Source organism: Lysobacter yangpyeongensis (assembly GCF_042655745.1).
In the GTDB taxonomy this organism is placed as follows: domain Bacteria; phylum Pseudomonadota; class Gammaproteobacteria; order Xanthomonadales; family Xanthomonadaceae; genus Agrilutibacter; species Agrilutibacter yangpyeongensis.
Genome location: NZ_JBHSNM010000002.1, coordinates 209,054 through 227,877 on the forward strand (window position 1 = coordinate 209,054; position 18,824 = coordinate 227,877).

The 18,824-nt window shown below is 67.5% G+C and carries 18 protein-coding genes and 5 tRNA genes; 4 read left to right on the forward strand and 19 right to left on the reverse strand.

Annotated elements, in window-relative coordinates; translation table 11 throughout:
- Positions 1-450: 450 nt before the first annotated feature.
- From rplL to ACFPN1_RS07810, 19 genes are all read right to left on the reverse strand, one after another.
- The gene (gene rplL / locus ACFPN1_RS07720) at positions 451-822 is read right to left on the reverse strand and encodes a 50S ribosomal protein L7/L12 (protein ID WP_386754279.1); all 372 of its coding nucleotides are present in this window, start codon (positions 820-822) and stop codon (positions 451-453) included.
- A gap of 61 nt (positions 823-883) precedes the next feature.
- Positions 884-1,411, reverse strand: a complete 528-nt coding sequence (gene rplJ, locus ACFPN1_RS07725) for a 50S ribosomal protein L10 (RefSeq protein WP_386754280.1) — start codon at positions 1,409-1,411, stop codon at positions 884-886.
- 455 nt (positions 1,412-1,866) lie between these two features.
- Complete coding sequence (rplA, locus tag ACFPN1_RS07730) at positions 1,867-2,565, reverse strand: 50S ribosomal protein L1 (RefSeq protein ID WP_386754281.1); 699 nt, start codon at positions 2,563-2,565, stop codon at positions 1,867-1,869.
- A 4-nt stretch (positions 2,566-2,569) separates the two neighbouring features.
- Positions 2,570-2,998 carry a 50S ribosomal protein L11 gene (rplK, locus tag ACFPN1_RS07735; protein ID WP_310056322.1) on the reverse strand — a complete coding sequence of 143 codons (429 nt, stop codon included), beginning with the start codon at positions 2,996-2,998 and terminating at the stop codon, positions 2,570-2,572.
- A gap of 248 nt (positions 2,999-3,246) precedes the next feature.
- The gene (gene nusG, locus ACFPN1_RS07740) at positions 3,247-3,822 is read right to left on the reverse strand and encodes a transcription termination/antitermination protein NusG (RefSeq protein ID WP_386754282.1); all 576 of its coding nucleotides are present in this window, start codon (positions 3,820-3,822) and stop codon (positions 3,247-3,249) included.
- Between the two features lie 12 nt (positions 3,823-3,834).
- Positions 3,835-4,215, reverse strand: a complete 381-nt coding sequence (gene secE, locus ACFPN1_RS07745) for a preprotein translocase subunit SecE (protein ID WP_386754283.1) — start codon at positions 4,213-4,215, stop codon at positions 3,835-3,837.
- An 82-nt stretch (positions 4,216-4,297) separates the two neighbouring features.
- Positions 4,298-4,373, reverse strand: a tRNA-Trp gene (locus ACFPN1_RS07750).
- A 242-nt stretch (positions 4,374-4,615) separates the two neighbouring features.
- Entirely contained in the window at positions 4,616-5,806 is a 1,191-nt protein-coding gene (gene tuf / locus ACFPN1_RS07755; protein WP_386754273.1) for an elongation factor Tu, read from the reverse strand.
- A gap of 97 nt (positions 5,807-5,903) precedes the next feature.
- Positions 5,904-5,979, reverse strand: a tRNA-Thr gene (locus ACFPN1_RS07760).
- Positions 5,980-6,014: 35 nt separating this feature from the next.
- A tRNA-Gly gene (locus tag ACFPN1_RS07765) sits at positions 6,015-6,088 on the reverse strand.
- 120 nt (positions 6,089-6,208) lie between these two features.
- A tRNA-Tyr gene (locus ACFPN1_RS07770) sits at positions 6,209-6,294 on the reverse strand.
- A 179-nt stretch (positions 6,295-6,473) separates the two neighbouring features.
- On the reverse strand, positions 6,474-7,565 hold the full coding sequence (gene ychF, locus ACFPN1_RS07775) for a redox-regulated ATPase YchF (RefSeq protein WP_386754285.1): 1,092 nt from the start codon (positions 7,563-7,565) through the stop codon (positions 6,474-6,476).
- A 152-nt stretch (positions 7,566-7,717) separates the two neighbouring features.
- Positions 7,718-8,296, reverse strand: a complete 579-nt coding sequence (pth, locus tag ACFPN1_RS07780) for an aminoacyl-tRNA hydrolase (RefSeq protein ID WP_386754286.1) — start codon at positions 8,294-8,296, stop codon at positions 7,718-7,720.
- A gap of 60 nt (positions 8,297-8,356) precedes the next feature.
- On the reverse strand, positions 8,357-9,010 hold the full coding sequence (locus ACFPN1_RS07785; protein WP_386754287.1) for a 50S ribosomal protein L25/general stress protein Ctc: 654 nt from the start codon (positions 9,008-9,010) through the stop codon (positions 8,357-8,359).
- Between the two features lie 234 nt (positions 9,011-9,244).
- Complete coding sequence (locus tag ACFPN1_RS07790) at positions 9,245-10,204, reverse strand: ribose-phosphate diphosphokinase (protein WP_386754288.1); 960 nt, start codon at positions 10,202-10,204, stop codon at positions 9,245-9,247.
- A 111-nt stretch (positions 10,205-10,315) separates the two neighbouring features.
- Positions 10,316-10,391, reverse strand: a tRNA-Gln gene (locus tag ACFPN1_RS07795).
- A 69-nt stretch (positions 10,392-10,460) separates the two neighbouring features.
- Entirely contained in the window at positions 10,461-11,345 is an 885-nt protein-coding gene (ispE, locus tag ACFPN1_RS07800) for a 4-(cytidine 5'-diphospho)-2-C-methyl-D-erythritol kinase (protein WP_386754289.1), read from the reverse strand.
- Positions 11,346-11,427: 82 nt separating this feature from the next.
- The gene (gene lolB / locus ACFPN1_RS07805) at positions 11,428-12,087 is read right to left on the reverse strand and encodes a lipoprotein insertase outer membrane protein LolB (RefSeq protein ID WP_386754290.1); all 660 of its coding nucleotides are present in this window, start codon (positions 12,085-12,087) and stop codon (positions 11,428-11,430) included.
- On the reverse strand, positions 12,084-13,736 hold the full coding sequence (locus ACFPN1_RS07810) for a tetratricopeptide repeat protein (protein ID WP_386754834.1): 1,653 nt from the start codon (positions 13,734-13,736) through the stop codon (positions 12,084-12,086). Before ACFPN1_RS07810 ends, lolB begins: the two co-directional genes overlap by 4 nt.
- Positions 13,737-13,868: 132 nt before the next feature.
- Here ACFPN1_RS07810 and hemA point away from each other — a divergent pair, with 132 nt between their 5' ends.
- From hemA to ACFPN1_RS07830, 4 genes are all read left to right on the forward strand, one after another.
- The gene (gene hemA / locus ACFPN1_RS07815) at positions 13,869-15,185 is read left to right on the forward strand and encodes a glutamyl-tRNA reductase (RefSeq protein ID WP_386754291.1); all 1,317 of its coding nucleotides are present in this window, start codon (positions 13,869-13,871) and stop codon (positions 15,183-15,185) included.
- A gap of 190 nt (positions 15,186-15,375) precedes the next feature.
- Entirely contained in the window at positions 15,376-16,461 is a 1,086-nt protein-coding gene (prfA, locus tag ACFPN1_RS07820; protein ID WP_386754292.1) for a peptide chain release factor 1, read from the forward strand.
- Between the two features lie 215 nt (positions 16,462-16,676).
- Positions 16,677-17,144, forward strand: coding sequence for a GNAT family N-acetyltransferase (locus ACFPN1_RS07825; RefSeq protein WP_386754294.1), 468 nt, complete (start codon positions 16,677-16,679; stop codon positions 17,142-17,144).
- Positions 17,141-18,820 (forward strand): O-linked N-acetylglucosamine transferase, SPINDLY family protein, encoded by a 1,680-nt coding sequence (locus tag ACFPN1_RS07830; RefSeq protein WP_386754295.1) that lies wholly within the window; start codon positions 17,141-17,143, stop codon positions 18,818-18,820. Before ACFPN1_RS07825 ends, ACFPN1_RS07830 begins: the two co-directional genes overlap by 4 nt.
- The last annotated feature ends 4 nt before the right edge of the window (positions 18,821-18,824 follow it).

The window sequence follows — 18,824 nt, forward strand, 5'->3', positions numbered from 1 at the left end:
ATCTCGAATCCCGTGAAAAGGATTGAACTGTCAGTTGGAAGCCGCGGGTATTGCCGGCACCCGCACGCCCTCTGCTGCTGCTTCCAACTACCAACTCAGGTTGGATTTCTGCCTTGCTCGTGGAACTCGGGCCAACGGAGGAGCGAAGCGGACTCCGGTGGTGCTTGTTTCCGGCACCGGCACTGTCGCCGGGGCCTGTACTGCATTCAGTTTTGCGCTACGTCAATAACGGCCAAAGGCCGGGACCTTGCGGTCCCAGCCTGTCATGCCTGCGATGGCGGAAATCCTGTGGTTTGTCTTGAATGCATGTGCACCGGCAAAAGCAAAGTCACTGGATCCCCGCTTTCGCGGGGATGACGCAATTGCGGGAGGCGCTGGATCCCCGCTTGGAGCATGCGGGGATGACGCAACCGCAAAGGCGCTCGCGCGACGCGCGAGCGCGCGGTTGCGTCACTTGACCTCGACGGTCGCGCCGGCGGCTTCCAGTTCCTTCTTGAACTTGGCGGCGTCGTCCTTCGACACGGCTTCCTTCAGGACGCCACCGGCCTCGGTGAGGTCCTTGGCTTCCTTCAGGCCCAGGCCGGTGATGGCGCGGACGGCCTTGATCACGTCGACCTTCTTGTCGCCGGCGCTCTTCAGCACGACGGTGAACTCGGTCTGCTCTTCGGCCGGGGCAGCGGCGGCGGCCGGGCCGGCGGCCATCATGACCGGGGCAGCGGCGGTGACGCCGAACTTCTCTTCGATGGCCTTAACCAGGTCCATCACTTCCATCAGCGACTTGGCGGCGATGGCGTCGACGATCTGCTCGTTGGACAGGGACATTGTGTTTACCTCTGGAAAATTTGGGATCTTGCGAATCGGTTAGAAAGTCGCTTCAGCGAACTCAGGCTTCGGCCGCAGCTTCGGCCGGGGCCGCTTCGCCACCGCCCTGCTTGTCCGCCACGGCCTTGACGACGCGGGCAAACATGCTTGCGGGTTCGGCGAGGACGCGGGCCAGCATGGACAGCGCCTGTTCGCGGGTCGGCAGCGAGGCCAGGACTTCGACGTGCGCGGCAGGCAGCAGCTTGCCTTCCACCGACACGATCTTGGCCTTGAGCTTGTCGTTGCCCTTGGCGGCTTCCTTGATCAGACGACCGGCGGCGCCGGGTTCTTCCAGCGAGAACGCGTACAGCAGCGGACCGGTCAGGGCGTCCTTGACGACCTCGAACTCGGTGCCGGCGACGGCGCGCGATGCCAGCGTGTTCTTGACAACCTTCAAGTACACGCCGGTTTCGCGGGCCTTCTTGCGCATCGCGGTCATCTGGCTGACCGTGGTGCCCGCGTACTCGGCTGCGACCAAGGAGTGCGCCTTGGCGGCGATTTCGGCCACCTCTGCGACTACATCTTGCTTCTGGGACAGATTGAGAGCCATTGCACTCCTCCAATTGAATTCCGCTCACGGCTCCTGCCGCTCGCGGTCCTGGGCGGCGCCATCCGTGACGCCGGGGATGCTTGCGCATCCCGGTGGTGGCCCTTCCGGAATTTCCAGAGGGGGCTGCACCATCTACGCAGGCTTGCCTCTCGCGAGGATTAAGCGGACCCGCTGGTGGCGACGGCGATTCCCTGCCAGTACGAGCCTCCCTGCCCGTCGTCGTCACGCGCTGACCGCGCCTGCGGTCTTTGACGGCTCGCTTCGGATCGAGTCCTCGGCGGCGCCCTCAAAAACGGTAGTGGGGAGTGGAGAGGAGTGAGAAAAGAGAGAAGGCGGAACCGAGCTCTCTATTTGCTGCACTACAACCCGACCACACCCACCAGATTCTTCAAACCAGCGGAGAGGGAAGAAGGAGTGGCTCCCACTCGTTTCTCACTCCTCTCCACTCTTCACTGTTACTTCAGCGCCAGACTCGCCTGGTCCACGGTCACGCCGGGGCCCATGGTCGAGCTGATCGAGATCTTCTGCAGGTACTGGCCCTTCGAGGTCGCCGGCTTGGCCTTGATCAGGTCGTGCAGCAGCGCTTCGAGGTTGCCCTTCAGGTCGGCGTCGTTGAACGACGACTTGCCGATGGTGCAGTGGATGATGCCGGCCTTGTCGGTGCGGTAACGGACCTGGCCGCCCTTCGCGTTCTTCACGGCTTCGGCCGGGTTCGGCGAAACGGTACCGACCTTCGGGTTCGGCATCAGACCGCGCGGACCCAGGACCTGACCCAGCTTGCCGACGACGCGCATGGCGTCCGGGGTGGCGATGACCACGTCGTAATTCAGGTCGCCGGCCGTCATCTTCTCGGCCAGGTCGTCCATGCCGACGATGTCGGCGCCAGCGGCCAGGGCTTCGTCGGCCTTGGCACCGGCCGGGGCGAACACGGCCACGCGCACGGTCTTGCCGGTGCCGGCCGGCAGCACGGTCGAGCCACGGACCTGCTGGTCGGACTTCTTCGCGTCCACGCCCAGGCGCACGGCGACGTCGACGGACTCGACGAACTTCGCCTTGGTGGCGGTCTTGATGATCTTGACGGCTTCGTCGAAGGCGTAGGCCTTGCCCGGAACCACGGCGGCCAGGATGGCCTTCTGTCGCTTGTTCATTGCCATGTGCTTAGCCCTCCACCACCAGACCCATCGAGCGGGCCGAACCCGCAATCGTCTTCACCGCCGCGTCCAGGTCGGCCGCGGTCAGGTCGGCTTCCTTCGCCTTGGCGATGTCTTCGAGCTGCTTGCGGGTGACCTTGCCGACCTTCTCGGTGTTCGGGCGCTTGGAGCCGGACTGGATGCCAGCGGCCTTCTTCAGCAGCACCGAAGCCGGGGTCGACTTGGTGACGAAGGTGAACGTACGGTCGGAGTACGCGGTGATGATGACCGGGGTCGGCAGACCCGGCTCGAGCTTGGAGGTCGCTGCGTTGAACGCCTTGCAGAACTCCATGATGTTCAGGCCGCGCTGGCCGAGGGCGGGACCCACCGGCGGCGACGGGTTGGCCTGGCCGGCCTTGACCTGAAGCTTGATGTAGCCAACTACTTTCTTAGCCATTTTCTTCTCTCCGGGTGCTAGCGCCTGGTTCTCAGGCTCCCCATCGGACCGGGAAGATCGCGTGTCCCGGCTTCACGTTGTTGCATGGTTTCCAGACGCCGACAGCCGCCTTGAGGGGCGGCTGTGGTTCCCGGGTGGCTCGCGCCTGTGGCAGCGAGCCGGCGAGTATAGCAGGGTTTTCAGGCTGCCGGGGCCGAACAGCCCCACCCGGCGCCGGATACCCGGCCTGCCGCAGGCACCTGTCCGGCTTACTTGGCCTTTTCGACCTGGCCGAACTCGAGTTCGACCGGGGTCGAGCGGCCGAAGATCAGCACGGCCACGCGCAGGCGGCTCTTTTCGTAGTTGATCTCTTCGACCACGCCGTTGAAGTCGACGAACGGACCGTCGGTGACGCGGACCATTTCACCCGGCTCGAACAGGACCTTGGGCTTGGGCTTCTCCACGCCTTCCTGAACGCGCTGGAGGATGGCGTCGGCTTCGGAGTCCTTGATCGGCAACGGGCGGTCGGCGGTGCCGCCGATGAAGCCCATGACCTTCGGAGTCTCCTTGATCAGGTGCCAGCTCTCGTTGTCGATGCGCGGGATCCCGTTCTCATCGTGCGTGGCGATCTGCACCAGCACGTAGCCCGGGAAGAACTTGCGCTCGGAACGGCGCTTCTGGCCGGAGCGCATTTCCACGACCTCTTCGGTCGGAACCAGCACTTCGCCGAAGCGGTCCTGCATCTCCTGACGGACGATGCGATCGCGCAGCGCCTGCGCCACCGACTTCTCGAAGCCGGAATAGGCGTGGACGACGTACCAGCGCTTGTTGTTGCTCTCGGACACCGACTTCTCTCCTTAGCGCTCGAGCAGGAACTTGACTGCCCACTGGATCACGACGTCGAAGCCGGCCAGGATCAGGCTGAGGATGACCACAGCGACGATCACGACCCAGGTCGTGCGCATCGCTTCCTGGCGGGTCGGCCAGACGACCTTGCGCAGCTCGAAGCGGGACTCCGAGAGGAATTCGCGCGTCTGCGCGCCCTTGCGGGTGGTGAGGAATACGACGGCGCCGGCGATCAGGCCCGCACACACCACCAGGGCACGCAGCACCGTCGCCCAGTCGCTGAACCAGTAGAACGCGAACACGCCCGCGGCGACGAGAAGCACCGCCAGCGCGTATTTCATGATGTCGCCGCCGGAAGCCGACGAGCCGGGTTGTTCGACCTTGCTGTTCATTCGGTCCATTGCGCGACCGGGGCCGCGTCATCTGTCGGATGCCGGTTCTGGGCCGGCTGTCGCGGAGGTCCGCGATGTGGAGTGGCACGCCAGGAGGGACTCGAACCCCCAACCTGCGGTTTTGGAGACCGCTGCTCTGCCAATTGAGCTACTGGCGTGTGGCTTGGAACATTGTCTTTGGGCTGCGCCCGAAAAAGCAACGGCGGCTCGCGCCGCCAGGGCTTTTACCGCTTTTCGAACCAGTCGTTTGGGGACTGGTCCGGGTGAATCCCTGTATTGCTCGCCCCCGCTTTCGCGGGGAGCGACTAGACGGCAAAACGCCAGGTCGCTGGATCCCCGCCTGCGCGGGGATGACGAATCGGCGAAGCCGGGGCCGCTTGCGCGACCCCGGGCCGATTCATCACTTCAGGATCTTCGACACCACGCCGGCGCCGACCGTACGGCCGCCTTCGCGGATCGCGAAGCGCAGGCCTTCGTCCATCGCCACCGGGTTGATCAGGGTGACCTTCATCTTGATGTTGTCGCCCGGCATGACCATCTCCACGCCTTCCGGCAGCTCCACCGCACCGGTGATGTCGGTCGTGCGGAAGTAGAACTGCGGGCGGTAGCCCTTGAAGAACGGGGTGTGACGGCCGCCTTCGTCCTTCGACAGCACGTACACCTCGCCCTCGAACTCGGTGTGCGGGGTGATCGAACCCGGCTTGGCCAGCACCTGGCCGCGCTCCACGTCGTCACGCTTGGTGCCGCGCAGCAGCAGGCCCGCGTTGTCGCCCGCCTGGCCCTGGTCCAGCAGCTTGCGGAACATTTCCACGCCGGTGACCGTCGTCTTCTGCGTCGGGCGGATGCCCACGATTTCGATTTCGTCACCGACCTTGATGATGCCGCGCTCGATGCGGCCGGTCACCACGGTGCCGCGGCCCGAGATCGAGAACACGTCTTCCACCGGCATCAGGAACGGCTTGTCGATCGCGCGCTCCGGCTCCGGAATGAACGTGTCCAGCGCTTCGACCAGCTTGATGATCGAGGGCACGCCGATTTCCGACTGGTCGCCTTCCAGCGCCAGACGGGCCGAGCCCTTGATGATCGGGGTGTCGTCGCCCGGGAACTCGTACTTCGACAGAAGTTCACGCACTTCCATCTCCACCAGTTCCAGCAGCTCGGCGTCGTCCACCATGTCGGCCTTGTTCAGGTACACGACGATGTACGGCACGCCCACCTGGCGCGACAGCAGGATGTGTTCGCGCGTCTGCGGCATCGGGCCGTCCGCGGCCGAGCACACCAGGATCGCGCCGTCCATCTGCGCCGCACCCGTGATCATGTTCTTCACGTAGTCGGCGTGGCCCGGGCAGTCCACGTGCGCGTAGTGACGGGTCGGGCTTTCGTACTCGACGTGCGCCGTCGAGATCGTGATCCCGCGCGCCTTCTCTTCCGGCGCCGCGTCGATCGCGTCATAGGCCTTGAACTCGCCGCCGAAACGTTCCGCGCCCACCTTCGTCAGCGCTGCCGTCAGCGTGGTCTTGCCGTGGTCCACGTGGCCGATCGTGCCGACGTTTACGTGGGGCTTGGTGCGCTCGAACTTACCCTTTGCCATGGCTGTCGCTTCTCGTTGTGCTGCTGGATGGGGACGTGACAAAACCCCGCATGGCGGGGTCCGGAGAGGATCCGGCGCAAGGCCGGACCCGAAAAGATGGTGCTCACGAATGGAATCGAACCATCGACCTCCTCCTTACCAAGGAGGTGCTCTACCGACTGAGCTACGTGAGCAGGTTGTGCGGGCGATACGAACCGAGCTGTTCCAATGGAGCGGGAGACGGGAATCGAACCCGCGCTAGTAGCTTGGAAGGCTACAGTTCTACCATTGAACTACTCCCGCGCCGGATGCCCGTACTGGCGCAAACCTGGGTTGGAACGTACCGCCTGTGGAGCGCCGGGCGCTGGTAAGGCGACCGGGTGTTGCGATTCTACTTCTACCGCCTCCCGATGGACCGGAAGATGGTGGAGGGAGGTGGATTCGAACCACCGAAGGCGTAAGCCAGCAGATTTACAGTCTGCCCCCGTTGGCCGCTTGGGTATCCCTCCAAAGAGCCCGCTATTTTGGTGACGCGCCCGGAGGAAGTCAACGCATTCACGCAACAAATTTCACGCGGTCGCGGCGGGACGACTTCCGGCTGCCTTGCTGCCGCGAATGCCGGACGTTGTCCGCCGCGGCGCCCCGGTCAGGACGCGAGGCGGACGCGGCCGGTCGACGCAGTCCGGCGTCAGACGTTGAAGCGGAAATGCAGCACGTCGCCTTCCTGGACGCGGTACTCCTTGCCTTCCAGGCGCAGGCGGCCGGCGTCGCGGGCACCGGCTTCGCCCCGGTACTTGATGAAGTCGTCGTACGCGATGGTCTCGGCGCGGATGAAGCCCTTCTCGAAGTCGCTGTGGATCACGCCGGCGGCCTGCGGCGCGGTGGAACCGGCCTTCACCGTCCATGCGCGCACTTCCTTCACGCCGGCGGTGAAATAGGTCTGCAGGCCGAGCAGCATGTAGGCGGCGCGGATCACGCGGTTAAGACCGGGCTCGTCGAGGCCGAGGTCGTGCAGGAAGGCGTCGCGGTCCGCGTCGTCGAGCTGGCTCAGCTCTTCCTCGATCGCGGCGGAGACCGGCACCACCTCGGCGCCCTCGCCCACCGCGCGTGCGCGCACCGCGTCGAGATGCGGATTGCCTTCGAAACCGTCCTCCAGCACGTTCGCCACGTACATCACCGGCTTGAGCGTCAGCAGGAACAGGTCGCGCACCATCGCGCGGTCGTCGTCGGACAGGCCCAGCGCACGCGCCGGCTTGCCGGTGTCCAGCCCGGTGCGGATACGGCCCAGCACTTCCACGCGCGCCTTCGCCTCCTTGTCGCCGGTCTTCGCCGAACGCTCGGCGCGCTGCAGCGCCTTCTCCACCGATTCGAGATCGGCCAGCGCGAGCTCGGTATCGATCGTCTCGATGTCGGCGATCGGATCGACCTTGTTGGCGACGTGGATGACGTCCGGATGCTCGAAGCACCGCACCACGTGCGTGATCGCATCGACTTCGCGGATGTGCGCGAGGAATTTGTTGCCCAGGCCTTCGCCGCTCGCCGCACCGGCAACGAGGCCGGCGATGTCGACGAACTCCACCGCGGTCGGATACACCTTCTGCGGCTTGACGATCTCGGCCAGCGCGTTGAGTCGCGGATCCGGCACCGGCACGACGCCAACGTTCGGTTCGATCGTGCAGAAGGGGAAATTGGCCGCGGCGATGCCCGCCTTGGTGAGCGCGTTGAACAGGGTCGACTTGCCGACGTTGGGCAGGCCGACGATGCCGCATTTGATGCCCATGGGGTACTCCGTAAAGCGGGAAATGAAAGCGGGAATGGGGAACAGGGAACGACGGACTGAAGCAACTGGACTGCTGCGTGCTTCGCTCGTCGGAGCGGAACGGACGGACATGCGGAACATGCGTTCCCCATTCCCTATTCCCCATTCCCGCTCTACTTGGCGGTATTGAGCCGCTTCATCGCTTCGTTGAAATCGCCGCTGACCGCCAGCGGCAGCACATCGATCGCATCGTCGATGGCGCGCAGGATCGCCGCCTCGTCGTCGCGACCGGGCTTGCCCAGCACCCACGGCGTCACGCGGTCCTTGTGGCCCGGGTGGCCGATGCCGATGCGCAGCCGCGCGAACTTGCCGTGACCCAGCAGACGCATGATGTCGCGGATGCCGTTCTGGCCGCCGGCGCCGCCGTCGAACTTGAGCCGCGGCGTGCCCGCGGGCAGGTCGAGTTCGTCGTGCGCGACCAGCGCCTCTTCCGGCTCGATCTTCCAGTAACGCAGCGCGGCCGTGACCGACTTGCCGGAGAGGTTCATGAAGGTGGCGGGCTTGAGCAGCCACACGTTCTGGCCGGCGATTTCCACCTTGGCAGTCTCGCCGAACAGCTTCGACTCCAGGCCGAAACGCCCGCCGAATTTCTCCGCGAGGGCGTCCACAAACCAGAACCCGGCGTTGTGCCGGGTCCGGGAGTGTTCGGGTCCGGGATTGCCCAGCCCGACGATGAGGCGCAAGCCTGCCATCGATGAAGCGAGTAAGTCGCACTGCACCGGCGCGCCGCGAAGCGCGCCGGGCAGCCGCGATTACTTCTCTTCCTTCTTGGCGACCTTGGCAGCCGGCACTTCGGCCGATTCCGGCGCCTCGGCTTCGACCGCTTCTTCCTTGCCGTGCTTGGCGATCACGACGGCGACGTCGTGTTCCTTGCCCAGCTTCAGTTCCGGAATTTCCACGCCCTTGGGCAGCTTCAGTTCCGACAGGTGGACGATGCCGCCGACGGCCAGGTCGCCCAGGTCGATTTCGATGAACTCCGGCAGGTCCTTCGGCAGGCAGCTGACTTCGACTTCGTTGAGCTCGTGGGTGACCACGACGCCAGCGGTCTTGCCGGCCGGCGACTTCTCCTGGTTGAGGAAGTGCAGCGGCACCTTGGCGCGCAGCGCCTGGTTCTCGTCCACGCGCTGGAAGTCCAGGTGCATGATGATCTGCTTGTACGGATGGCGCTGGATGTCGCGCAGCAGGACCTTCTGCACCTTGCCGTCGAGGTCGAGGCTCAGGATCGAGGAGTAGAACCACTCGTTCTGGCTGGCGAGCCAGGTCTTCTCGTGGTCGAGCTGGATGCTCTGCGGAGCGGCGCTGCCGCCGTAGAGGATGGCCGGGATGCTGGCGGCGCGACGCAGGCGGCGGCTCGCACCCTTCCCTGCGGCTTCGCGGCCAGTGGCCGAGATCTTGTGTTCAGACATTTTCGTTACTCACTTTTATTGCGTTGGATCGCCTTGCGGCGATTTTGGAGACTCTTCCGCGACCAGAAGAGCCGGTGAAAGGCGGGAGCAGGGAATGGGGAAGAGGGAACGGGAGATGCCCGCGACCTTGCCCTTACCGCACTACCACCTCTTTGCAACAGCAAGAGCCGGGCCGAAACAGCAACGACACATCGTCGTTCCCCATTCCCTTATCCCTACTCCCGCCTTTGTTACTCAATCCACGTACAACGAACTGACCGACTCGCCAAACGCGATGCGCCGGATCGTCTCCGCCAACAGCTCGGCGACGCTGAGCTGGCGGATACGGCCGCAGGCCTTCGCCGCGGCGGTGAGCGGGATGGTGTCGGTCACCACCAGCTCGTCGAGCTGCGACTTCGTGATGTTGTCGATCGCTGCGCCCGAAAGCACCGGGTGGGTGCAGTAGGCGACGACCTTGAGCGCGCCCTGCGCCTTGAGGGCGGCAGCGGCGGCGCACAGGGTGCCGGCGGTATCGACGATGTCGTCGACCAGCACGCAGACCTTGCCGGCGACGTCGCCGATGATGTTCATCACCGTGGCGACGTTGGCGCGCGGACGGCGCTTGTCGATGATCGCGAGATCCGCGTCGTCCAGGCGCTTGGCGATCGCACGGGCGCGCACCACGCCGCCGACGTCCGGCGAAACCACGATCAGGTTGTCCGTGCCGTGCGCGCGCCAGATGTCGGCGAGCAGCAGCGGCGAGGCGTACACGTTGTCGACCGGGATGTCGAAGAAGCCCTGGATCTGGTCGGCGTGCAGGTCGACCGTCAGCACGCGGTCGGCACCGACTGAACCGAACATCTTCGCCACCACCTTCGCCGTGATCGGCACGCGCGCCGAGCGCGGACGACGATCCTGGCGCGCGTAACCGAAGTACGGCACCACCGCGGTGATGCTGGACACCGATGCGCGCTTGAGCGCGTCGATCAGGACCAGCAGCTCCACCAGGTTCTCGGCGCTGGGCGCGTTCGTCGGCTGGATGACGAACACTTCCTGCCGGCGCACGTTCTCCTCGATCTCGACCTGGACCTCGCCGTCGGAAAAACGGCTGACCAGGGCCTTGCCCATGCGGATGCCGAGCTCCTTGCACACCGCCTCGGCGAGCGGGCGGTTGGCGTTGCCGCTGAAAACCAGCAGGTTGCGATCGTTCTGCACGTGGATCTCTCCGCTTCGCTCAGGCCTTCAAGCGGGATGAAGTGGCGGTGGTGGGACAAGCCGCGATACTGCTGCGGGCGTGTGGCGCTACATCGATTGCAACTTCGGAAATGGCAGGGGCGGAAGGATTCGAACCTACGAATGCCGGGATCAAAACCCGGTGCCTTAACCACTTGGCGACGCCCCTAAAATCAGGAGTGAGTGATCAGAAGTGAGGAGTAAGAGAGAGAGCAAACGCCTTGCCTTTACTCACTTCTCACTTCTCTCCACCCACCCTCGCCTCGAGCGCATCCAGCAGCGGCGACCTTGCCGCTCCCGCCGCCAACCAGGCCTTGATGCCCGGCGGCAACGCTGCCAGCGCCGCCTCGGCGGATTCGCGCGTGGCGAATTCGACGAAGCAACCGCTGCCCGACCCGGTCAATCGCGGCGTGCCGATCTGCGCCAGCGCTGCGAACACCGCCTCCACGGCCGGTTCGCGCGCGCGCAGGACCGGCTCGAATGCGTTCCCGAGCCCAGTTCCCGAAACGAAGTCGGATATTTTCGCGGGCGGTGCATTCCGCGTCAAATCAGGAGCTTGGAACAGCGTCGCGGTCGGGGCGTGGACGCCGGGATCGGCCAGCACATACCAGGCAGGCGGCAGATCGATCGGCTCCAGGCGCTCGCCCACGCCCTCGGCCCAGGCATTGTGGCCGCGGACGAATACCGGAACATCCGCGCCGAGCTTGAGACCCAGTTCGGCCAGGCGCCCGTTACCGAGCCGCAAACCCCAGAGGGCGTCCAGCGCCACCAGGACCGTCGCCGCGTCGGACGAGCCGCCACCGAACCCGCCCCCGGCCGGAATGCGCTTTTCGATGAGGATGTCCGCGCCTTGGGTGCAATTGGCCGCCGATTGCAGCAATTTTGCCGCGCGCACCGTGAGATCGTCGGCTTCGGCCACCCCCGCCACGGAGGCGCCGTGGCGGACGACGAGGCCGTCGGCCCGAACCCGCAGCCTCAGCGTGTCGCCCCAGTCCAGCAACCGGAACACCGTCTGCAGTTCGTGGTACCCGTCGGGACGCCGGCCGGTGATGCGCAGGAACAGGTTGAGCTTGGCCGGCGCGGGCCAGCGGGTCCAGCCGGACGGTACTTCGGACGCAGTCATCGGCCGTACGCAGTTGGGGGGCCGGAAAGGGTAAGGGATCGAGGACGCGCCTGCCCGAGTCCGGGAGATGCAGCCGCCTGGATTACTGCGCCGCCAGATCCCACTCGTCGATGATCAGGCGGACGGTCGCCTGCCCACTGCGAGCGACGATGCGCCGGGGCAATTCCGGCCGCGCGCCCGCCGCCGGTATCCACTCCTGATACTCGACCTTCCACCCGAGCTGCTCCAGGCTGCGGAGGCGGCCATCCGCGCCATACGCGGTCTGCGGCGGCGCGCCGGACAGCGGCATCGCGATGCCGCGCACCCAGTCCGGCATCTGGTTGACCGGAATCCGCCAGCCCGTCGCTTCTTCCAGCAGGTCCTCGGCGAATTCGCCTTCGCGCGGTCCACCTTCCAGACCCTCCAGTCGCGCGGCTTCATGATGCGTGTCGCCGATCAGGCGCCAGCTCTGGCGCGTCACCGGCGCACTGAGTGCCGCTTCGTAACCAGTGCCGTCCTGAGTCCAGTCGATGCGGCCGCTGCCGCCCTTCGACCCGACCGACACCGCGATCCGGCCGCTGAACGACCACTGCGGGTGTCCTGCCAGCGCCTGCTCGCGTACCCGTTGGGCCGCCTCGGCCTGCGCGCGCGCGGCGCCGGTCAGGTCCGGCAAGGCCGGCGCCACCGGCCGCGTAGCGCAGCCCGCAAGCGCGCAGAGCGCGACGACCGCCCACAGCGCGCGACGAAACAGGTGCCCGCTCATTCGCCGGTCTTCTCCAGCGCCCGTTTCAGCGCGCGGTTGTCCGGATCGAGCTTGCGCGCCTCCTCGAAGTAGCGCCGCGCTTCGTCCTTGCGACCCAGCACCCACAGCACCTCGCCCACGTGCGAGGCGATCTCGGGATCCTTCTGCAGCGAGAACGCGCGCCGCAGTTCGGTCAGCGCTTCTTGCTTGCGCCCGATCCGGTAGAGCACCCAGCCGTAGCTGTCGATGATCGCGGCATTGTCGGGCTCGGCCGCGCGCGCGCGATCGATCAGTTCCAGGGCTTCCTGGTAGCGGGTGGTGCGGTCGGCGAGCGTGTAGCCCAGTGCATTCAGGGCTGCGGTGCTGTCGGGATCGGCGACGAGGATCTTGCGGAAGTCGGCTTCGGCGCGCGCGATGTCGTCGCGGCGTTCCCAGCCCAGTGCGCGCGCATAGAGGATGTCGGGATCGTCCGGAAACGCCGCCAGGCCGCGCGCGAAGGCGTCCAGCTCGGCATCGCCGTCCTTGTCGCGGTTGTGCAGGTCCGCTTCGAGGATGTACGCGTCGCGGCGCGCGTCTTCGGGCGCCGCGGCGTCGGCCTGCAGGTCATGCAGCGCCTGGTACGCCTCGGCATCGCGATCGAGTTCGTGCAGGACATTGGCCGCTCGCAGCTTCGCCGGCCAGCGCGGTTCGCCGCCGGGCACGCCGCGGTACCAGTCGAGGGCTTCCTGATGACGCTTGAGGAATTCGGCGATCCGGCCCAGCAGCAGCCGGCGCGCGGGGTCAGGCTTGCTGCCGCCGCGGCGCAGCTCCTCGTATAGCGCGGTCAGCGCGGTCTTGTCTTCGGCGCGCGCCAGCAGCGAGGCGCGCAGCGCATAGGTCTGGTCGTCCTGCGGCCCGCGCGCCAGCGTCGCCGAGGCGGCCTGGAAGTCGCCCAGCGCGTCGTACTCGGCCGCCACGGCCATGCGGAATTCCGGCACCAGCAGCAGCGCCGGATCGAGCGCCGCGAGCACGCCGCGGGCTTCGTCGGTCTTGCCGGATTCGCGCAGCTGGCTGGCACGCAGCAGCGCCACGCGCGGCTCGCCAGGGAAGCGCCGCACTACTTCGTCGACGATGCGCTGGGACAACGCGTCCTGATCGAGCTTCTGCGCCAGGCCGCCGAAGGCGAGCCATGCCTGCAACTGATCGGGCAGCCGGTCGTCGTCGAGCAGCCGCCCCAGCATCCGCGCGGCCTGCTCGGGATCGCGCGCGCCCACGCTGAGCACGCCGATCACCTGCTGCCAGGCGCCTTCCTGTCCCGACTCCAGCATCGCGTTCAACTGCCGCCGCGCCGCGCGTTCGTCGCCGCGGCGCAGGGACAGGGTCGCGTCGGCCGCCGACTGCGCAAGCCCGTCGCCGCCGAGCTTGCGCCACAGCGCGAGCGACTCGCCCGCGCGCCGGTCGTCCTTGGCCAGCAGGGCGATGCGCGTCGCGCGTTCGGCGAGCACGGCATCGTTGCTGGCGCGCGCCGCGTCGAGATAGGCCTTGGCCGCCTCGTCCAGCTTGCCGGCCTGCAGCGCGAATTCGCCGGCCAGCGCGGGTTCCAGCGCGCGTACCGTGTCGTCGGCGACGACGCCGGAACGCCCGGCCCAGGCCGGCGCGGACGCCCCGGCTGCCAGCAGTGCGGCGCACACGAGCGCATGAACGGAACGCGTTGGATTGGCCAAGGGAAAACCTGTGCAGGCTGCGGCCGGTAGAATGGCGGCCTTCGCGAGCCAGCTTAACGCAAGCCCCTGAACGGCCCCGTGCACCGCGGCCCCCGCTCCATGAGCATCCACGTACTCGGCATCAACCATCAGACCGCGCCGGTCAGTCTGCGCGAACGGGTGGCCTTTTCCGGCGACGCGATCCCCGCGGCGCTCGATGCCCTGCGCGCACTGCCGGCGGTGCGCGAGGTCGCCCTGCTGTCGACCTGCAACCGCACCGAGTTGTATGCGGTCACGGACGACAACGGCGACAGCCTGGCGGACTGGCTCGCCACGCATCCCGACGAAGTCGGCGACCTGCATGCCTACCTGTACCGCCACGCCGATGCCGATGCCGTGCGCCACCTGTTCCGCGTCGCGACCGGGCTGGACTCGCTGGTGCTGGGCGAGCCGCAGATCCTCGGCCAGGTGAAGGATGCCTGGGCGACCGCACGCGCCGCGGGCAGCCTGGGCAACCAGCTCGATCGCCTGTTCCAGCACGCCTTCGCCACCGCCAAGCGCGCGCGCACCGACACGCGCATCGGCGCGAACCCGGTCTCGGTGGCCTCCACCGCCGTGCGCCTCGCGCAGGAATCGTTCGCCCGCCTCGAGGAGTCGACCGTCCTGCTGATCGGCGCCGGCGAAACCATCGAACTGTGCGCGCGCCACCTCGTGCAGGCGAAGACGCGCCGGCTGCTGATCGCCAACCGCACCCTGGCCCACGCGCAGGACCTCGCCACCCGCCACGGCGGCTACGCGCTGGCGCTGGGCGAACTCGACCGGCATCTGGCCGAAGCCGACATCGTGATCTCCGCGACTGCCGCGCGCGATCCGATCCTGCACAAGCCGCAGGTCGCCGCCGCGCTGGCCTCGCGCCGGCATCGGCCGATGCTGCTGATCGACCTCGCCGTGCCGCGCGATATCGCCGGCGACGTGGCCGAGCTCAAGGACATCTTCCTGTACACCGTCGACGATCTGGAACGCGCGATCGAGGACAACCGCCGCAGCCGTCGCGAAGCCGCGGACGAGGCCGAAGCCATCGTCGAACTGCAGGTCGCCCGCTACATCGAGACCCTGGGCGCGAGCACGCGCACCGAACCGCTCAAGCGCCTGCGCGCGCACGGCGAAGCCGCGAAGGCTGAGGCGTTGGCGAAGGCGAGGCAGCAACTCGCCGCCGGCGGCGATCCGCAGACGGTGCTCGACTTCCTCGCGCATGCGCTGACCAACAAGCTGCTGCATGCACCGACGGTGGCATTGCGCGAAGCGGCGATCAGCGGCAACGCGGAGTTGGCGCGCGCGGCGGACAAATTGTTTCCGGCGCTCGAAGCCAATGCCACCGGCGCCGGTACCGGCAGCGATGAGGACGCAGCCGCCGATCCCAAGCGCCAGCATCGTTAGCGACGCTTCCCCTGATTTGTCGTTCCCGCGAGGGCGGGAATCCAGTGCCTTCGTGCGTGCAAACCACTCGAGGCGTGCTATCCACCCGAGGCAAAGTCGCTGGACTCCCGCCTGACCGGACATTCGTCCGTTGAAAGCCGCGGGAGTGACGAAGCAAGAGCATCGCGCGAAACCCCAACCCCGAGCCCCCATGACCCCCACCCTGCGCCGCAAACTCGAAGCCCTCGCCGAACGCCGCGAGGAACTCGAACACCTGCTCGCCGACCCCGGCGTGATCGGCGACGCCAACCAGTTCCGCAGGCTGTCGCGCGAATTCGCCCAGCTCGAACCGGTCGCCAACGCGCTGCAGGCCGAAGCACAGGCACGCCGCGACCTCGCCTCGGCCGAGGCGATGCGCAACGATCCGGAACTGCGCGAACTGGCCGAAGAGGAAATCGCCGCCGCCTCGCGGCGCCTGGAGGAACTCGACGCCGAACTGCTCGCACACCTGATCCCGAAGGATCCGCGCGACGAAGGCGACATCTATCTCGAAGTGCGCGCCGGCACCGGCGGCGACGAGGCGGCGATCTTCGCCGGCGACCTGTTCCGCATGTATTCGCGCTACGCCGAGCGGCAGGGCTGGCGGGTCGAGGTCGAATCGGCCAGTCCCGGCGAGCACGGCGGCTACAAGGAAGTCATCGCGCGCGTGGAAGGTCGCGGTGCCTATTCGAAACTGAAGTTCGAATCGGGCACGCACCGCGTCCAGCGCGTGCCGGAAACCGAATCGCAGGGGCGCATCCACACCTCCGCGGCGACGGTCGCAATCATTCCGGTGGAAAGCGAAGGCGAGCCCGTCGAGATCAATCCCGCGGACCTCAAGGTCGACACGTTCCGGTCCAGCGGCGCCGGCGGCCAGCACGTCAACAAGACCGAATCGGCGATCCGCATCACTCACGTGCCGACGGGAATCGTGGTGGAGAGCCAGACCGAACGCAGCCAGCACGCCAACCGCGACAAGGCGATGAAGCGCCTGTCCGCGATCATCGCCGAGGCGCAGGCCGCGAAGGCCGCCGCCGCGCAGGCGGAAACGCGCAAGCTGCAGGTCGGCAGCGGCGATCGCAGCCAGCGCATCCGCACCTACAACTTCCCGCAGGGCCGCATCACCGACCACCGCGTCGAAGGCCTCACGCTGTACGACCTGCCCAACGTGATCGAAGGGCAGCTGGATGCGCTGATCGACCGCCTGCAGCAGGAACACCAGGCCGATGAACTGGCGCGCCTGACGCAAAGCGCCTGACGTAGGGGCGGGCTCCAGCGCACCGGTCGAGGAACGAAGCTCGCAGGGTGGGCTCCAGCCCACCGTTCCGGACGCGGATCGAAGAGCCGGTGGGCTGGAGCTCACCCTGCCAGCGCCTTGCATGCAGCAGCATCGAACGTCTGCCGGCCCAACCGGCAAGCGATGCCAGTCGCGCTGCCGGTACGATGTCCGTCCCCGACGCACGCGAGCCGTTCATGCCCGTCACCATCCGCCGCGCCACGTCCCACGATCTCGACCTCGTCGCCCCGCTGTTCGATGCGTATCGCCGCTTCTACGCGCAACCGGGCGACCTGCCGCGCGCCCGCGCCTTCCTGCAGGAGCGCCTGCAACACGGCGAGTCCGCAATCCTGCTGGCGCAGCTCGACGATCGCACGGTCGGCTTCACCCAGCTTTATCCGATGTTTTCCTCGGTGCGCACCGCGCGCCTGTGGATCCTCAACGACCTTTACGTCGACGAGCACGCGCGCCGCCACGGCGTCGCCCGCGCCCTGCTCGATGCCGCCGCGGAATTCGCCCGCGAACAGGGCGCGGCCGGCCTGATGCTGGAGACCTCGCGCGACAACGCCCCGGCGCGCGCGCTGTATCGCGCGGCGGGATGGAACGAGGACGAATCGCAGTGGTACAGCCTCGCGCTGGCCACGCATGGCGCCGGTCCGCAATGAGCGAACGCGACCGCGCCCGCGCGCTGGTGCAGCGCGAGCCGCACAACGCGCTGGCCTGGATCGTGCTGAGCGAAACCGAGCTCGATGCCGGCGACGCACGCGCGGGCGAAGCCGCGGCGCGACGCGCGCTGGCGCTGCAGCCCGGACACCCGGAGGCGCTGGCCCGGCTCGGTCGCGCGCAGTGGATGCAGGACCAGCGTCGCGAAGCCGCCGACAGCCTGCGCGCCGCCGCCGCGAACGCGCCACGGCATCCCGGCATCGCCGTCTGGCTGGGGCATGTGCTCGAAGACATCGGCGCCGCGGAAGAAGCCGCCGATGCCTACGCACGCGCGCACGCCCTGGCGCCGGAGGAGCCGCAGATCGCCGCGTACCTGCTCGCCTGGCGCCGCAAACTGTGCGACTGGCGCGATCTCGACGCACTGGCGCGGCAGGTGCGCGAGGCGGTGATGCGCGGTGCTGCGATGGTCGAACCCTTCGCCTTCCTCAGCGAGGATTCCAGCGCGGCCGAACAACTGCACTGCGCACGACAGCGCGCCTCCGCGATCGCGCGCGCGGTGCGGCCGCTGCCGCCGGCGCCGGCGCCCGCGCGTGCCGGCGGCGCGCGCCTGCGGGTCGGCTTCCTGTCCAACGGCTTCGGCGCGCATCCGACCGGATTGCTCACCGTCGCGCTGTTCGAAGCGCTGCAGGCCGACGCCACGCTCGACACGCACCTGTTCGCGCTGAACCGCGACGACGGCAGCCAGGTCCGCAGGCGTCTGGAAGCGGCGGCGCAACTGCATGACGTCGCCGGCCTGGCGCATGCGGACGTCGCGCGCCGGATCCGCGAGGCCGGCATCGACGTCCTCTTCGACCTGCGCGGCTGGGGCGGCGGCGGCGTGCCCGAAGTCCTGGCGATGCGGCCCGCGCGTGTGCAGGTGAACTGGCTCGCGTATCCGGGCACGTCGGGCGCGCCGTGGATCGACCATGTGCTGGCGGATGCGTTCGTGCTGCCCGACGCGCTCGCGCCGCACTTCAGCGAACGCGTGGTGCGCCTGCCGCGCTGCTTCCAGCCCAGCGACACCGCGCGCGCGATTCCGCCCGCACCACCGCGCGCCGCGTGCGGATTGCCCGACGACGGCATCGTGTTCTGCTGCTTCAACAACAGCTACAAGCTCAATCCCGCGAGCGTGTCGCGGGCGCTGTCGGTGTTGCGCGAGGTGCCAGGCAGCGTGCTGTGGCTGCTGTCCGGACCGGGTCGCGCCGACGAACGCCTGCGCGAGGTCGCGCGCTCGCAGGACGTCGATCCGCAGCGGCTGGTGTTCATGCCCAAGCAGCCGCACGCGGAGTACCTCGCACGCCTGCAGCACGCTGACCTCTTCCTCGATACCGGGCCGTACAACGCGCACACCACCGCCTCCGATGCGCTGTGGGCCGGTTGCCCGGTGCTGACGCGGCCGGGCGAAACCTTCGCCGCGCGCGTGGCGGGCAGCCTCAACCATCACCTCGGCATGGCGGCGATGAACGTCGACAGCGACGCGGCCTTCGTCGCGCGCGCGGTGGTGCTGGCTCGCGATCCACAGGCGTTGCGGACGCTGCGCACCGAACTGGCCGCCAGGCGAAAAGACAGCGGATTGTTCGACATGGCCGGCTTCGCCCGCGATTTCGTGGCGGCGGTGCGCGTGATGGTCGAAGACTGAAGGC